This window comes from Streptomyces sp. NPDC014870 (genome assembly GCF_043081505.1).
In the GTDB taxonomy this organism is placed as follows: Bacteria; Actinomycetota; Actinomycetes; order Streptomycetales; family Streptomycetaceae; genus Streptomyces.
Window position 1 is genome coordinate 170,002 of record NZ_JBIBWQ010000012.1, and the last position, 15,736, is coordinate 185,737.

The 15,736-nt window shown below is 73.8% G+C and carries 8 protein-coding genes and 1 pseudogene; 4 read left to right on the plus strand and 5 right to left on the minus strand.

The window, feature by feature from the left end; all coding sequences use genetic code 11:
- Window positions 1-21: 21 nt before the first annotated feature.
- A complete protein-coding gene (locus tag ACF09C_RS31010; protein WP_392096304.1) occupies window positions 22-1,308 on the minus strand; it encodes a cytochrome P450 in 1,287 nt (428 codons plus the stop codon).
- A gap of 234 nt (window positions 1,309-1,542) precedes the next feature.
- Between ACF09C_RS31010 and ACF09C_RS31015 the strand changes: the two genes are divergently transcribed.
- On the plus strand, window positions 1,543-2,799 hold the full coding sequence (locus ACF09C_RS31015) for a cytochrome P450 (RefSeq protein WP_392096305.1): 1,257 nt from the start codon (window positions 1,543-1,545) through the stop codon (window positions 2,797-2,799).
- Entirely contained in the window at window positions 2,799-4,589 is a 1,791-nt protein-coding gene (locus ACF09C_RS31020) for an acyl-CoA dehydrogenase family protein (protein ID WP_392096306.1), read from the plus strand. The genes ACF09C_RS31015 and ACF09C_RS31020 overlap by 1 nt, the downstream gene beginning before the upstream one ends.
- Window positions 4,590-4,646: 57 nt before the next feature.
- On the opposite strand, the gene ACF09C_RS31025 is transcribed toward ACF09C_RS31020, so the two are convergent.
- Complete coding sequence (locus ACF09C_RS31025) at window positions 4,647-5,378, minus strand: TetR/AcrR family transcriptional regulator (RefSeq protein ID WP_392096308.1); 732 nt, start codon at window positions 5,376-5,378, stop codon at window positions 4,647-4,649.
- 98 nt (window positions 5,379-5,476) lie between these two features.
- On the opposite strand from ACF09C_RS31025, the gene ACF09C_RS31030 reads away from it, so the two are divergent.
- Together ACF09C_RS31030 and ACF09C_RS31035 are read left to right on the plus strand one after the other, a co-directional pair.
- A complete protein-coding gene (locus ACF09C_RS31030) occupies window positions 5,477-6,349 on the plus strand; it encodes an aldo/keto reductase (protein ID WP_392096310.1) in 873 nt (290 codons plus the stop codon).
- A 19-nt stretch (window positions 6,350-6,368) separates the two neighbouring features.
- Window positions 6,369-6,761: a DUF427 domain-containing protein gene (locus ACF09C_RS31035; RefSeq protein WP_392096312.1), complete on the plus strand. Its 393-nt coding sequence runs from the start codon at window positions 6,369-6,371 to the stop codon at window positions 6,759-6,761.
- 69 nt (window positions 6,762-6,830) lie between these two features.
- Here the strand turns inward: ACF09C_RS31035 and ACF09C_RS31040 are convergent, their stop codons facing one another.
- The 3 genes and pseudogenes from ACF09C_RS31040 to ACF09C_RS31050 form a co-directional block, all read right to left on the minus strand.
- Entirely contained in the window at window positions 6,831-8,381 is a 1,551-nt protein-coding gene (locus ACF09C_RS31040; protein ID WP_392096314.1) for an acyl-CoA carboxylase subunit beta, read from the minus strand.
- Between the two features lie 26 nt (window positions 8,382-8,407).
- Window positions 8,408-9,964: an FAD-dependent monooxygenase gene (locus ACF09C_RS31045; protein ID WP_392096316.1), complete on the minus strand. Its 1,557-nt coding sequence runs from the start codon at window positions 9,962-9,964 to the stop codon at window positions 8,408-8,410.
- Window positions 9,961-15,639: pseudogene (locus ACF09C_RS31050) on the minus strand (type I polyketide synthase); the annotation flags it as partial. The gene ACF09C_RS31045 and the pseudogene ACF09C_RS31050, both read right to left, overlap by 4 nt.
- Between the last annotated feature and the right edge of the window lie 97 nt (window positions 15,640-15,736).

A 15,736-nucleotide genomic window follows, 5' to 3' on the forward strand; every position in this document is an offset into this window, starting at 1 on the left:
GCACCGGCGGCGCAGGGCAGGTCAGGCGGGGTCGGCGTCGCCGACGGGCCCGAGCACGACCGGCAGTTCGCCGATCACCCGCAGCGAGATGCCGGGCCAGCGCTCCACCCGCCGGCTGTCGTCCAGGCGGACCTCACGCCGGATGAGGGCGGCGAGCGCCTCCTGCCCGATCATGCGCGCGATCGGCGCCGCGACACAGAAGTGGATGCCGTGCCCGAAGCCGAGGTTGCGGGTCTGCTCCCGGGTGATGTCGAGCCGCTCCGGGTCGTCGAAGGCCGCCGGGTCGCGGTTGGCGGCGGCCATCATCACCGCCACGTACTCCCCTGCGCGCACCGGGATGCCCGCCACGTCCGCGTCCTCCAGGGCGGTCCTGGTCACCATCGCCAGGGTGCTGTCGTAGCGCAGCAGCTCCTCGACGGCGGCCGGCACCCGGTCCGGGTTCGCCCGCAGCCACGCGAACTGCGCGGGGTGGGAGAGCAGGTTGTGGACCTGGTTGCCGATGAGCGCGGCCGTGGCGCCGAACCCGGCGGCCAGCAGGTTCATCAGGAGCATGGCCAGCTCCCACTCGGACAGCCGGTCGCCCTCCTGCTCCGCGCGGGCCAGTTCGCTGATGAGGTCGTCGCCGGGCGCCTCCCGACGCGCGGCCACCATCTCGATGCCCGCGTTGATGAAGACGTCACGGGCGCCGTTGCGGCCGGTCTTCTGCTCGTCGGTGAGCGTGAAGCCGGGGTCGAGACCGCGTCCGCTCTCCATGGTGTTGGCGAAGAAGAGCGGGTGGTAGTGCTCGGGTATGTCCATCATGTCGCTGAGGACCCGGGCCGGCAGCGGCCGGGACAGCACCTGCTGGAGATCGACGCGGCCGTCGGGGCGCTCCGCCAGGGCCTGGTCGAGCAACTCCTCCGCGTACCGCGCCGCCTTGGGGCGCAGGTCGGCGATCATCTTCGGCGTGAACGCCTTGGACACCAGGCCGCGGATCCGGGTGTGGTCCGGCGGGTCCATGAACATGAGGATGCGGCCGGACTCCCCGCTCGCGGGGTTCTCCACGAACTGGTCGGCGACCATCGGGTTGACCCCCCAGCCGAACCGGGGGTCCTTCATGAGCGCCGCGGCCTCCTCGTAGCCGTAGACGGCCACGATGCCGCCCGGTGTACGGAAGGCCCTGCCGTGCTCCTCCCTGGTCTTCCGGTGGTACGGAAACGGGTCGGCATGGAAATCGGGGTCGAACGGGTCGAAGGGAAGCGCCCGCCGAGCGGCTTCGGGGTCGTACGTGATGACATCCGGGATTTTCGCGGTCGACGCCTCGGTCATTTTCCACATCCCACTCGATTGAGGACCGTCTGCTGGGATCCGGAAATTACTTGCGACCTCCCCCTAGGGCCAACCCCTCTCACCGCGCGAGGCGGACTGGGGTACCCCAGAAAATCTGGGGTTGGCACTAGGGGGAGGGGCCCACTACTTTCACCGGGGAAATCGCAGAGTATCGCACCGAAAACTCCCTGACACGAGGTTCGGATGAACAATGGCAGCGACCGGAACAATTCCATGGAATTCCCTGAGATCCTCGACGGATTCGACCTCACGGACCATGCGGGATTCGCCGACGGGATTCCGTACGAGCTGTTCGCGAGACTCCGCCGCGAGGCGCCCGTCCTGCTGCACCCCGCCGGCACCCTCCCGGACGGCGAGAGCTTCTGGGTGCTGACCCGGCACGCGGACATCGCGGCGGCGTCGGTGGACCCGGTCTACTCCTCGCAGGGCGGCGGCGGTCGCGCCGGCGGCGGCTCCCACCTGGAGGACCTGCCGTTCGGCGGCGGCCTCACCGGCAGCGTGCTGGCCATGATGGACAACCCCCGGCACGACGTGTTCAAGCACCTGCTCGGCCCGGCCCTGGGCACCGCCGTGACCGCCCTGGAGCCCGAACTCCGCTCGACCGCGGCGGACTTGGCGGACGCACTGGTCACGCGCGGCCGGGTGAACCTCGTCGACGACTACACCGAGCCCTTCGCACTGCGCTCGGTGGCCCTGCTCCTCGGCATTCCGCGCGAGGACTGGCCCCGGCTCACGGAATGGGTGCACGCCGTCCTCGGATTCACCCACCGCAGGACGGGACGCGTGGACGACGCCTCGCGGGCCGTCTACCAGAATCTGCGCTCCTACTTCACCTCGCTCCTCGAAGAGAAGCGACGGCGCCCCGCGGACGATCTGGGTTCGGTCCTCGCCAACGGCGAACTGCCCACCGGCAGCGGCCAGCCGCCCCTCACCGAGATGGAGCGGGAGACCAACGCGAGCGTGCTGCTCGTCAGCGGCTTCGAGCAGCCGCGCAACACGATCGCCGGCGGTCTGCTGGCCTTCGCCCACCACCCCGACCAGTGGCGGGAGTTGCGCAAGGACCGCGCACTGCTGCCGACCGCGGTCGAGGAGGTGCTCCGCTGGCTGCCCGCGAACCCGTACAACCGACGCACCCTCACCCAGGACGTGGAACTGCACGGCACGCGCATGCGCGCGGGCGACAAGGTGACCCTGTGGTGGCCGTCCGCCAACCGTGACGAGACGGTGTTCCCGGACGCGGAACGGTTCGACATCCGGCGCGAGCCCAATCCGCACCTGTCCTTCGGCCACGGCGTCCACTACTGCCTCGGCGACGCCTTCGGCCGCCTGGAGATCCGGCTCGCGCTCGACGCGCTGCTCGACCGGGTCGAGGAGATCCGGCCCGCCGGACCCGAGACCTGGGCGCCCAACAACAAGCACACGGTGCTGCTCGACGTCCCGGTCGAACTCGTCCCCGCGCAGGGGGTGTGATGACCACCGCCCCCGGCACCACCGCCGCTGGCACCACCGCCCCTGGGACCACCGCGCCGCCCACCGCCCCCGACGTCGAGGCTCCCCCCACCCGTGGCTTCGCCGCCGCGCTGGAGAGCGGGCTGCTCGGCCCGGAGCCACCCGCCTTCCCCGAACAGGACGCGGCGGACCGGTCCGAGGGCGACGCGACCACCGCCCGGCTCGACGCGTTCCTGCGCGCCCGGCTCGACCCGGACCTGGTCGACCTGACCGGAGAACTCCCGGAGGGGTTCCTCGACGACCTGCGGACGAGCGGCTTCCTCAAGCTGCGTCTCGGACCGGAGGCCGAGGGCCTCGGGCTCTCGCCGTACAACACCTTCCGCGCCGTCGAGCACGCCGCCGGGCTCTGCATGCCCGCCGGGCAGATGCTCGCCGTCCAGGCCGGCGTCGGCGCGCCCGCGCTGCTGCCCGCGCTGCCCGAGGGGCCGCTGCGCGACCACCTCACCGGGCGGCTCGCCGACGGCGCGGTCTCGGGGTTCGCGCTGACCGAACCCGCCGGGCAGAACAACGCCTGGCCGGGCACCACGGCCACGCCGGCCGCCGACGGCGCCTCCTACGTCCTGCGCGGAGAGAAGGTGTTCACCGGGCACGGCCCCGTGGCCGACCTACTGGCGGTAGCGGCCACCGAGCACACGGCGGAGGGGCGCCGGTTGTGCGTCTGCTTCGTGGACACGTCCGCCGACGGTTTCGAGGTGACGTCGTCGATCGAGTTCGCCGGCAGCCGGGGGCTGCCCAACGGGGCGCTGCGCCTGGACGGGGTACGTGTGCCGGCGGAGCACGTCGTGCGCGGCGCGCCCGACGAGCCGCGCTTCTCCGACCGGATGGCCGACGTCCTCCTCGACGGCCAGCTGTACTTCACCGGCGCCCCGGCGCTCGCCATCGCCAGGCTCTGCCGCCGCTGGTCCGCGGAGTTCCTCGCCCGGCGGAGCGTCAACGGCCGCGCCCTGATCGAGTACGACGCCGTCCAGCGTCTTGTCGCGCGGACGCTCGCCGAGGTGCACGCGATGGACAGCGTGATCCGCTGGGCACTGATCGGCCCCGGCGCCGAGGACCGCTGGTTCGAGCGGCTCACGGCCAAGAACCTGGCCGTGCGCACCGCCTGGCGGATCGTCGACCGGACCGTGTCGCTGTACGGGGCGGAGGGCGTCGAGACGGTGCCGAGCAAGCTCCGCCGGGGAGCGCCCCCCGTCCCGCTGGAGCGCCGGATGCGCGACGCCCGCGGGCTGCGCATCGCCGGGAACGTGGACTTCCAGCTGGACGCCCAGGCCGGGCGGCGGCTGCTGACCCGGTACTACGCGACGACAGGTGACGCGCCGGCCGCCGGCCTCCCCGGGCACACCGCGGACGGGGCAGGCGCGGCGGGCCTGACGGGGGCGAACCGGGTCCATCTGACGGCCGTACGGGAGCAGGTGGCCCGGTTCCACGAGACCTGCGCGGCCCTGGTGAAGGCCCACCCGGAGCAGGAGGAGCTCTTCGAGAAGGAGCACACGCTGATCCTGCTCGGCCGGATCGGGGCGGAGTTGTTCGCGATGTACGCGGTGCTCGCGAGGGCGGCGCAGGCGCGCCCCCGTGACGAGGGCGGCGGCGAGGGCGTGTACGCGGACGCGGCGTCGGGGACGCTCGCGGAGGTGTACTGCGTCGAGGCCGGGCACCGGCTCGCCGATCTGTGGCGGCGGCTCGGCACCGGCCGGGAACCCGACTACGCGGGGCTCGGCAGACGCTGGCTGGCGGGCTGTGCGGACCGTCCCTGAGACGTGCGACGGCCGGGTCGGGGGGCGACTCCCCGGCCCGGCCGTCGGCGTTTCACGTCAGGCGGCGGCCACCGGCTCGCCCGTCGGCACGTGCCCCAGGGACTTGGAGAGGTCGATGAGTTCGGCGCGGTAGAGCTTCGCGGGGTCGCGGACCTGGGGGGCCAGGTGGCCGTACACCTCCAGCGAGACCAGGCCGTGCATCCGGCCCCAGACGCGCAGCGAGAGGGCGACGGCGGCCGGCGGCAGGTCGGGGAAGGAGCGGCGGATCAGGTCGCCGAAGTCCGGGTCGAAGTCGGACCAGGCGTGGTCGCTGCCGATGTAGAGGTGCTGCGCCTTGGGCCAGGCGGCGGCGACGATGCTGGTGAGGACGGCGCAGGAGCGGTGCTCCGCCTCGGCGGCCGCGCCGCCCTCCGGGGGCTGGTAGTCGGGCACGGCGTCGCCGTACACCAGGCGGAACTCCTCGGGGTTGCCGACCGCCCAGTCGCGGTAGGCCTGCCCGAACGCGAGCACCTGCGCGGCCGCGTCCCCCTTGGGCGTCTTCTCGACGGCGGCTTCCAGGGTGTCGGCCAGCCGGCCGTAGACGTCCGCGATCAGGACGCTGACCAGGTTGTCCCGGGTGTCGAAATAGCTGTAGATGGCACCGGCGGTCATTCCCATGTCACGGGCGATGGCGCGCAGCGAGATCGCGGCCGTCCCGCTGGTGGCCATGTGCTCCAGGGCGGTCGCCTTGATCTCCGCGGTTGTCGCTTCGCGCAGCCGCATCCTCCGGCTTTGATTCACCTGTCCCATGCTCGGCATCTTAGCAGTGTTGAAACATAAATACCGCTCCCTGGTTCCTTCACGGCATGTAATTGACGGGCGGAGTGCAAATGATGAACACTGTGTACATGACTCAGCCCATCACGCGGCCCCAGGCGGGCGGCACCCTCCGCATCGGGGGCGATCTCACCGTCAACCGGCTCGGCTACGGCGCCATGCGGCTCACCGGACCGGGCATCTGGGGTGACCCGGCGGACCCCGCCGAGGCGGTCCGGGTGCTCCGGCGGGCCGTGGAGCTCGGGGTGAACTTCATCGACACCGCCGATGCCTACGGCCCGTTCACCAGCGACCTCCTCATCAAGAAGGCCCTGCACCCGTACGCGGACGACCTGGTCATCGCCACCAAGGTCGGCCTCACGCGGCCCGGCCCCGACGACTGGCGTCCGGTCGGGCGCCCCGAGTACCTCCGCCAGCAGGTCGAACTCAACCTCCGCCACCTCGGCCTCGACGCGATACCCCTGCTCCAGCTGCACCGGATCGACCCGGCCGTCCCCCTGGAGGACCAGGTCGGCGCGCTGGCCGAGCTGCGCGCGGAGGGCAAGATCCGGCACATCGGCCTGTCCGAGGTCACGGTGGAGGAGCTGGAGAAGGCGCGGGCGGTCACCCCGATCGCCTCCGTGCAGAACCTCTACAACCTCGCCGAGCGCAAGTACGAGGACGTCCTGCTCCACGCCGAGCAGCAGGGCCTGGCGTTCATCGCCTGGTTCCCGCTCGCCATGGGACAGCTGGCCGCGCCGGACGGCGCGCAGGGCGGCGCCGAAGGCGGTGCGGAGGGCGACGCCACGCCCGCGCAGCTCGCGCTCGCCTGGCTGCTGCGCCACTCCCCCGCCCTGCTCCCGATCCCCGGCACGTCCTCGGTGGCGCACCTGGAGGAGAACATGGCGAGCGCGGCGATCCGGCTGTCCGACGAGGACTACCGGTCCATGACCGCCGTCGCCTGACGGCACGAGAGGAGCCCGGATGCCGCCCACCGAGCACGGTCACCGCGTCGTGGCCGTCCACGGGTCCCAGACCGTGCGGGTGTCGATCGGCGGCCGTACGGTCGCCGCGTCCGACCGGCCCGTCCTCGTCCACGAGACCGGTCTGCCCGTGCGCTACTACCTTCCGCCCGAGGACGTCGAACTGACGCTCTTCGCCACCTCCGAGACCCGGACCACCTGCCCCTACAAGGGCGAGGCCGCCTACTGGTCGTTCCGCGGCGACGGCCCGGACGCGCCGGCCCACCCGGACGTGGCGTGGTCGTACCTCGATCCGATCGACGCGGTCCCCGAGATCAAGGGGTACCTGTCGTTCTACGACGACATCGCCGCCGTCGACGTGACAGGACCGGCGCCCGAGGCGCCGGCGGTCTGACGCGACCGCGTTCCGACGCACGACGGGCCGGCGCGGACTCCGCGCCGGCCCCCGGTACCCGCCGTCCGCTCAGGCCGGCGGGTTGCCGTGCTTGCGGGCCGGCAGGTCGGCGTGCTTGGAACTCAGCATGTCCAGCGAGCCGATGAGCACCCGGCGGGTGTCGCGGGGGTCGATCACGTCGTCGACCAGGCCGCGTTCGGCCGCGTAGTACGGATGCATCAGCTCGGCCTTGTACTCCTTGATCTTCTGGGCGCGCACCTCGTCGGGGTCGTCCGCGTCCGCGATCTCGCGCCGGAAGATCACGTTGGCCGCGCCCTCGGCGCCCATCACCGCGATCTCGTTGCTCGGCCAGGCCAGCGAGAGGTCCGCGCCGATCGAGCGGGAGTCCATGACGATGTACGCGCCGCCGTACGCCTTGCGCAGGACCAGGCTGATCCGCGGCACGGTCGCGTTGCAGTACGCGTACAGCAGCTTGGCACCGTGCCGGATGATGCCGTTGTGCTCCTGGTCGACGCCCGGCAGGAAGCCTGGCACGTCCACGAGGGTGACGAGCGGGATGTTGAACGCGTCGCACAGGGAGACGAACCGGGCCGCCTTCTCCGAGGCGTGGATGTCAAGCACCCCGGCGGCGGAGGACGGCTGGTTGGCGACGATGCCGACGACCCGGCCGTCCAGCCGGGTCAGCGCGCAGACGATGTTCGTCGCCCACCGCTCGTGGACCTCGAAGAACTGCCCGTCGTCGACGATCTCCTCGATCACCGCCCGCATGTCGTACGACTGGTGGGGGTCGTCGGGGACCAGATCGAGCAGCGCGTCGTTCTGCCGGTCGACCGGGTCGTCGCACATCTCCGCGGGCGGCATCTCCCGGTTGTTCTGCGGGAGCAGCGAGAGCAGGAACCGCACCTCCTCCAGGCAGGACTCCTCGTCGTCGTAGACGAAACCGGCGACGCCCGACACACCCGCGTGGACGTCCGCGCCGCCGAGCCCGTCCATGGACACCTGAGCGCCCGTCACGGCCTGCACGACGTCCGGCCCGGTGATGAACATCTGCGAGGTCTCCCGGACCATGAAGACGAAGTCGGTGAGCGCGGGCGAGTACGCCGCCCCGCCCGCGCACGGCCCGAGCATGACGCTGATCTGCGGGATCACCCCGGAGTTGCGGGTGTTGCGGCGGAAGATCCCGCCGTAGCCCGCGAGCGCGGTGACCCCCTCCTGGATCCGCGCGCCCGCCCCGTCGTTGAGGGAGACCAGCGGCGCGCCGGACGACGCGGCGAGGTCCATCAGCTTGTGGATCTTGGCGGCGTGGGCCTCGCCGAGGGCGCCGCCGAAGATCCGGAAGTCGTGCGCGTACACGAAGACGGTCCGGCCGTGGACCGTGCCCCATCCGGTGACCACCCCGTCGGAGTGGGGGCGGCGCCGCTCCATGCCGAAGCCGGACGAGCGGTGCCGCCGCAGCGCCTCGATCTCCTGGAACGAGCCTTCGTCGAGGAGCAGTTCGATCCTCTCGTGCGCGGTGAGCTTGCCCCGGGCGTGCTGGCGGGCGGTGGCGGCCGGGTCCGTCCCCCGGCGTACCCGCGACTTCAGCTCGATCAGTTCCGCGAGGCGGTCTGTGGCCGGCATGGCTGGACTCCTTCGTCCTCGTCGGGTCAGCGCGCGATACGGGCCAGCAGGCGCCCGGCGTCGGCGAGTTCGGCGGGTGTGGCACCGGAGGCCGCGACATAGCCGTCGGGCCGTACGAGCAGGAAGCCGGAGGCCCGCCGGGTCACATGGACGTGCCCGACCGGCAGCGCGGCCCGTTCCGCCCACTCCCGGCCCCGCCGGGCGACCGCGCCGCCCGCGGGCCCGGAGGTCACCAGACGGAATCCGGCCGGTCCGCTCGCCGGGTCCTCCGGCACCCAGTGCGGCGCCCGCCGGCCGGGGACGGGCAGCCCGCGCGAACGCGACGACCGGGCGGAGCCGGCCCGGCCGTCCCCGTCGGACAGGGTGTCGGGGTAGTGGATGCGCCAGCCGGCGAGGAGCGGGACGAACCAGCGGCGCAGCACACCGGCCGCCTCCAGGGAGCTCCACACCGTGTTGCGCACCCGGGCCGCGAAGGGGCCGAGCATGAAGACCTTCAGGAACCGGTGCGTGATCCGGACGATCTGCTCGGCCGCTCCGCGCCGCTCCGCCTCGTACGTGTCGAGGACGCGTGCGTGCAGTGCGCCGGTGCACACGCCCGCCAGCTTCCAGGCGAGGTTGTGCGCGTCCTGGATACCGAGGTTGAGGCCCTGCCCGCCCAGCGGGGAGTGCGTGTGGGCGGCGTCCCCCGCGAGCAGGCAGCGCCCCTTGCGCAGGGCGACGGCGATCCGTTCCTGGCTGGTGAACCGGCCGACCATGTCGAGGTCCTCGATGGTGATGCCGCCGGGACCGCGCTCGTCGAGGAGCTGTTGGACGCCCTCGGGGGTCGTCGGGTGGTCGTCGGGGACCGCGCCGGAGACCCTGATCCGGTCGCCGGGCATGGCGGCGAAGACCACCGAGCCCTTGTGGCCCAGGAAGTAGTGGACCGCGTCCCGTTCGAAGGCGCCGTCGATGCGGCCCTCGGCGAGCAGGAAACCGGTGGCGACCGGGGAACCGGCGAAGTCGACGCCGAGGAGGTCGCGGACCGTGCTGCGGACGCCGTCGGCGGCGACGAGCCAGTCGGCCTCGATGACCTCGGTGCCCCGCGGCCCCTCGGCCTTGACGGTGACGCCGTCGTCCGCGAGGGCCACGGACGTGACCCGCACGGAGCGCTCCACCCGCCCGCCGGCCCGGAGGAGGGCCTCTTCGAGGAGGCGGCTGGTCTCCTGTTGCGGGAGCATCAGCGGTTCGTTCTCGGTGCCGAGCGCGACCCGCAGCGTGCGGCCCCCGGCCAGGTGGTAGCTGGTCGTACGGATCCGCAGGCCGAGCCGCTCGGCCTCGTCGAGGATGCCGAGCTCCCTGAAGACGCGGAGCGTCGGGGGGTGGAGCTGCACCGCGCGGGAGCCCTGGTGCGGCTCCGCCTGGGCCTCGACGACCCGGGCCGGCACACCGCGCTGCCACAGGGCGCAGGCGACGGCCAGACCCACCGGTCCGGCACCCACGACCAGGACCGGGGTGCGCGGGTTCCGCTGTTCGTCCGGTGCCGAGTCCTGCGGTGCGGTGTCCTTGTCTGCCGGGTCCTGCCCGGTCAGGTCCTTCTCGGTCATGCGGACGGCTCCTTCGCCGGGTCGGGGGCGGTCGTCGCGTCGCCGGGGACCGTGCGGTCCCACCAGCTGCGGACGGCGTGCGCGGTGGTGACGGCGTCCTCCTCGATGAGCGAGAAGTGGTCGCCCGGGACGGTGACGGCGTCGTGCCGCCCCGGCCAGACCGACCGCCAGGCGTCGTCGGCCGGGGGCTCGACCCCCGGTACGGGCCGGTCCGGCCGGACCAGCAGGACCGGGGTCTTGATGTCGGCGGGCCGCCAGTCGGCGAGGAGGTCCAGGTGGGCGGTCATGGCGGTGACGCGTTCGGCGCCGAGCGGCTCGAACTCGCCGAGGCGGCGGGCCATGCCCATCATCAGCGCCGTTCCCACGGTGGCGAGTTCGGCGCTGCCGGGGACGTACGCGTCGAGCAGGACCAGGGCCTCCGGGAGCACGCCGTCCGCTTCGAGGCGGGCGGTGACCGCGTGGGCGAGGACGCCGCCCGACGAGTAGCCGGCGAGCGCGAAGGGGGCCCCGTCGGCGCGGCGGCGCACCGCCTCGGCGAGGGCCGCGGTGAGCGCGTCGAGCGACGCGGGCAGTCGCTCCCCGGCGGCGAAGCCCGTCAGGTTCACCGCCGCGACCCGCTGCTCGCCGCCGAGGCCGGCCGCGAGGCGGGCGAACTGGTGCGGTCCCGACGTGGCGAGCACGGTGGGCAGGCAGATCAGCGCGGTCCTGCTGCCGCCGGGGGTGATCAGCACCGAGTCGGGGATGTCGTCCGGCCCCGGCTCCTCGAAGGAGGCGCGGGCGGCGACCGCCTCGGCGAGCGGTCCGGCGAGTTCGTCGGCCCGCCCGTCGGCGGCGACGGCCGCCAGGTACCGGGACGCGAGTCCGTCCGCCGGATCGTCCGACGGTTCGCCCGCGCCGCCGCTGCCGGTCCCCGGGCCGAACTCCCCGGCCAGGAAGGAGGCGAGGGCCTCGGGCGTGCGCCGGTCGAGGACGAGCCGGGCGGGCAGCTTGCGCCGCAGGACCCCTTCGAGTCGGCTGCGGAGTGCCACGGCGCCCACCGAGTCCATGCCGAGTTCGAGGAAGTCGCGGCGGGTCTCCACGGCCTCCGGGCCGTCGTGCCCGAGGAGTTCGGCGATCTCGGCGCGCACCAGGCCGAGCAGCAGCGCGTGGCGCTCGGCCGGGCTCGCCCCCTGGAGCTTCACCAGCTCCGCCGCCGCCCGGTCGCGTCCGCCCGAGCCCTGGCCGACGGCCGCCGCGACCTCGGGGACGAGCCCGAGGAACGGTTCGTGCCGCCCGGCCACCAGCACCTTCAGATAGGTGTCCCAGTCGATGTCGGCGAGGACCTGGGTGGGGGTGTCCGTGTCGAGGGCCCGGCGGAGCGCGGCGAGGGCCCGCCGCGGGGCGAGCGGCGGCAGGCCGCGCCGGGTCAGGCGCTCGCGCCGTGTGACGGCCTCGGCCGCCGCCGCGGGCCCGGCGGGTTCCTCGTCCCAGACGCCCCAGGCCAGCGAGGTCGCGGGCAGCCCGTCCACGCGGCGCTGCTCGGCCAGCGCGTCCAGGTAGGCGTTGGCGGCGGCGTGTCCGGCCAGGCCCAGGCCGGCGCCGAGGACGGCGGTGACGGAGGAGAACAGCACGAAGGCCGAGAGTTCCCGATCCCGGGTCAGTTCGTGCAGGTGGCGGGCGCCGAGGGTCCTGGTGCGCAGGACGGCCGCGAGACGGTCGGGGGTGAGGGTGCCGAGCGCCTCCTCCTCCAGCAGCCCGGCGGTGTGGAAGACGCCGGTGAGCGGCGCGTCGTCGGGGAGCCCCGCGAGCAGCCTGGCCAGCGCCTCGCGGTCGGCGAGATCGGTCCTGGCGACGGTCACCCGGGCGCCCGAGCTCTCCAGTTCGGCGACGAGCAGGGCGACCGGTTCGGCCGTCCTGCCGTCCGCGGTGCCCTCGGGGATCTCGGGGTTCTCGGGGATCTCGGGGTTCTCGGGGTTCTCGGGGTCCGTGGTGAGCAGCAGGTGGGCGGCTCCGTCCCGGGCGAGCAGGCGAGCCAGGTGGGCGCCGGGCCCGCTGGTGCCGGCGGTGACGAGGACGGTGCCGTGGGCCTGCCGTACGTCGGAGGAGGGACGGGCCGAGGCGCGCGGGGCGCGCACCAGCCGGCGGGCGAAGAGCCCGTAGGGCCGGACGGCAAGACCGCTCTCGTCGGCCGAACCGGCCAGGACGGCGGTCAGCCGGATCAGGTCGCGCTCGCCGGGCGCCTCGGGCAGGTCGACGATCCCCGCCCACAGGTGCGGCACCTCGAGCCGGGCGACCTCGCCGAGGCCCCACACCTGGGCCTGCTCGGGCGCGTCGACCCGGTCGGCCGCGCCGACCGCGACGGCGCCGCGGGTCACCGACCACACCCGGCGGTCGAGGCCCGCGTCGGACACGGCCTGGAGGAGGAGCAGGGTCCCGGCCAGGCCCTTCGGCAGTGCGGGGCGGTCGGTGTCCGCCGTGCCGTCCAGCGGGAGCAGGGACAGCACCCCGGCCGGTGCGGCACCGGCGGTCGCGGCGCGCAGCCGCCCGGTGAGCTCCGCGCGGTCGTCGTCCGCCGCCACGGTGACGAGGGAGGTCCGGGCGCCGCCCGCCTCCAGGGCCCGGACGACGTCCTTGACCAGGGGCTCGTCCGGGGCGCCGGCGGGCACGGCGACGAGCCACGGTCCGGTGGGCGCGGCCGGGAGGGGGTCGCCGGCGGCGTGCCATGTCACCCGGTAGCGCAGCGACTCCAGTTCGGCGTCCGCGCGGCTGTCGCGCCGCCAGGAGGCGAGGGCGGGCAGGACGGCGCCGAGCGGCCCGGCCTCGATGCCGAGGGTGGCCGCGAGGGCGTCGAGGTCCTCGCGTTCGACGGTCGCCCAGAACGCGGCGTCGACGGCGTCGGCCGGCGCGGGGTCCTGCCCGGGGGCCGCCCCCTCGACCCAGTAGCGGCGGTGCTGGAAGGCGTACGTCGGCAGGTCGGTACGGCGACCGGCGCGGCCGGCGAACGCCGGGGTCCAGTCGACCGGGACGCCGCCGACGTGGAGTTCGCCGAGGGTCGTCCAGAAGCGCGGCAGGCCGCCCTGGTTCCGGCGCAGCGTGCCGGACACCAGCGGTTCGACGCCGACGGCCTCGGCGGTCTCCTCCACGCCGAGGGTGAGCACCGGGTGGGCGCTGGACTCGACGAAGACGTCGAAACCGTCGGCGAACAGCCGGCGCAGCACCGGTTCGAAGGTGACCGGCCGCCGGCAGTTCTCGAACCAGTAGTCGGCGGTCAGTTCGGACCCGTCGAGCACCTCGCCTGTGACGGTGGAGTAGAGCGGGACCCGCCCCGCCCGGGGCCGTACGAACTCCAGCAGCTCGGCGATGCGCTCGCGCAGCCGGTCGACCTGGGGGCTGTGCGAGGCGACGGTGGCGGGGACGATCCTGGCCCGTACGCCCTCGGCGTCGAGCGCGGCGACCAGCTCCTCCAGCGCCTCCGTCTCACCGGCCACCGTCACCAGGCGGGGGCTGTTGAGGCCCGCGACGGTGAGCCGCTCCCCGTACGGCGCGAGCCTCGGCTCCAGTTCGTCCCGGGACAGCGCGACGGAGGCGACGGCTCCCCGGCCGACGAGTTCGTCGGCGAAGAGCTGCGAGCGCAGCACGATGAGCCGGGCGGCGTCCTCCAGGGTCAGCGCGCCGGTGACGGCCGCCGCGGCGATCTCGCCCTGGGAGTGGCCGACGACGGCGTCCGGTTCCACTCCGTGGGAGCGCCACAGCTCGGCCAGGGCCACCATGACCGAGAAGAGCACGGGCTGGACGATCTCGATGCGTTCGATCGACGGTGCGCCCTCCCGCTCGCGCAGGACGTCCTCGACATCCCAGTCGACGTGGGCACCGACGGCGCGGGCGCAGGCGCGCAGGCGCTCGGCGAAGACGGGTGCGGTGTCGAGGAGTTCGACGGCCATGCCCGCCCACTGGGACCCCTGCCCGGGGAAGACGAAGACCGTACGGCCCCGCTCCCGGGTCACGCCCGTGACGGACGCGCCTCGGCCCTCGCCCTCGGCGAGACCGGTGAGACCGGCCAGGACGGCGTCCGGGGTGCCGCCGAGGACGACGGCGCGGTGGTCGAGGCCGGTCCGGGTGGTGGCGAGCGCGTGCGCGATGTCGGCGAGGTCGTCCGCCGGGTGGGCCTGCAGATGGGCCGCGAGCCGGGCGGCCTGGGCGCGCAGCGCCTGCGGACCGCGCCCCGAGACGAGGAACGGCAGCACGGGCTGCTCGAAGGGGGGTCCGGCGGCTTCGACAGCTGTCGCCGCTGCCTCCGGCCCTTCGGGGGATTCCGCTTCGACGGGTGCCTGTTCGAGGACCACGTGCGCGTTGGTCCCGCTCATGCCGAACGAGGAGACGGCCGCGCGGCGGGGCCGCCCGGTCGCGGGCCACGCGCGGCGCTCGGTGAGCAGTTCGACGGCCCCGGACTCCCAGTCGACGAACGGCGTCGGCTCGTCCACGTGCAGGGTCGACGGCAGCACCCCGTGCCGCATCGCCATCACCATCTTGATCACGCCACCCACGCCGGCCGCGGCGAGCGTGTGCCCGATGTTCGACTTGAGCGACCCCAGCCACAACGGCTCGCCGGCCGCCCTGTCCTGACCGTAGGTGGCGAGCAGCGCCTGCGCCTCGATCGGGTCACCGAGCCGGGTGCCGGTCCCGTGCGCCTCGACGGCGTCCACCTCCCGCGCCGCGAGCCCCGCCTCCGCGAGCGCGCGCCGGATCACCCGCTGCTGCGAGGGCCCGTTCGGCGCCGTCAGCCCGTTCGACGCACCGTCCTGATTGACCGCCGTACCCCGGACGACCGCGAGGATCCGCCGCCCGTTGCGCAGGGCGTCGGACAGCCGCTCCACGACCAGCACACCCACGCCCTCGGCCCAGCCCGTGCCGTCCGCGGACGCTGCGAAGGCCTTGCACCTGCCGTCGGAGGAGAAGCCGCGCTGGCGGCTGAAGTTCACGAACTCGGTGGGCGTGGCCAGGATCGTCACACCGCCGGCGAGCGCGAGCCCGCACTCGTCGCGGCGCAGCGCCTGCACGGCGAGGTCGAGGGCGACCAGGGAGGAGGAGCAGGCGGTGTCCACGGTGACAGCCGGCCCTTCGAGGCCGAAGGTGTACGCGACCCGGCCGGAGACCACGCTGCGCGCGGCGCCCGTCATCCGGTAACCCTCGATCTCTCCCGGGGCCTGCTGGAGGGTGAGCTGGTAGTCGTCCGTGACACAGCCCGCGTAGACACCGGTTCGGCTGCCGCGCAGCGCGGCCGGGTCGATCCCGGCCCGTTCGAGCGCCTCCCAGGAGACCTCCAGGAACTGGCGCTGCTGCGGGTCCATCGCCAGTGCCTCGCGCGGCGCTATCCCGAAGAACTCGGCGTCGAACTCGGGCGCCTCGTAGAGGAATCCGCCCCGGGTGGTGACGGTCCGGCCGACCCGGTCGGGGTCGGGGTCGTAGAGGTCCTCGTCCCAGCCCCGGTCGGTCGGGAAGCCGCCGATCGCGTCGGCGCCGCCCTCCACCACCCGCCACAGGTCCTCCGGGGAGCGCACCCCGCCGGGAAACCTGCAGGCCATCCCCACCACGGCGATGGGCTCGTGGCGCCGGTCCTCGGTCTCCTTGAGACGGCGGCGCGACTCGGTGAGCTCGACGGTGACGCGCTTGAGATAGTCCCGGAGCTTGTTCTCGTCTGGTGTGGCGTTCATCGGTTCCTCGCTGATGTCGGGAAGGCTTCGCGCCGATGTCGGGCGGGGCGGGGCCCACGGGGGTCGGGAGGGCCTGAGGTCC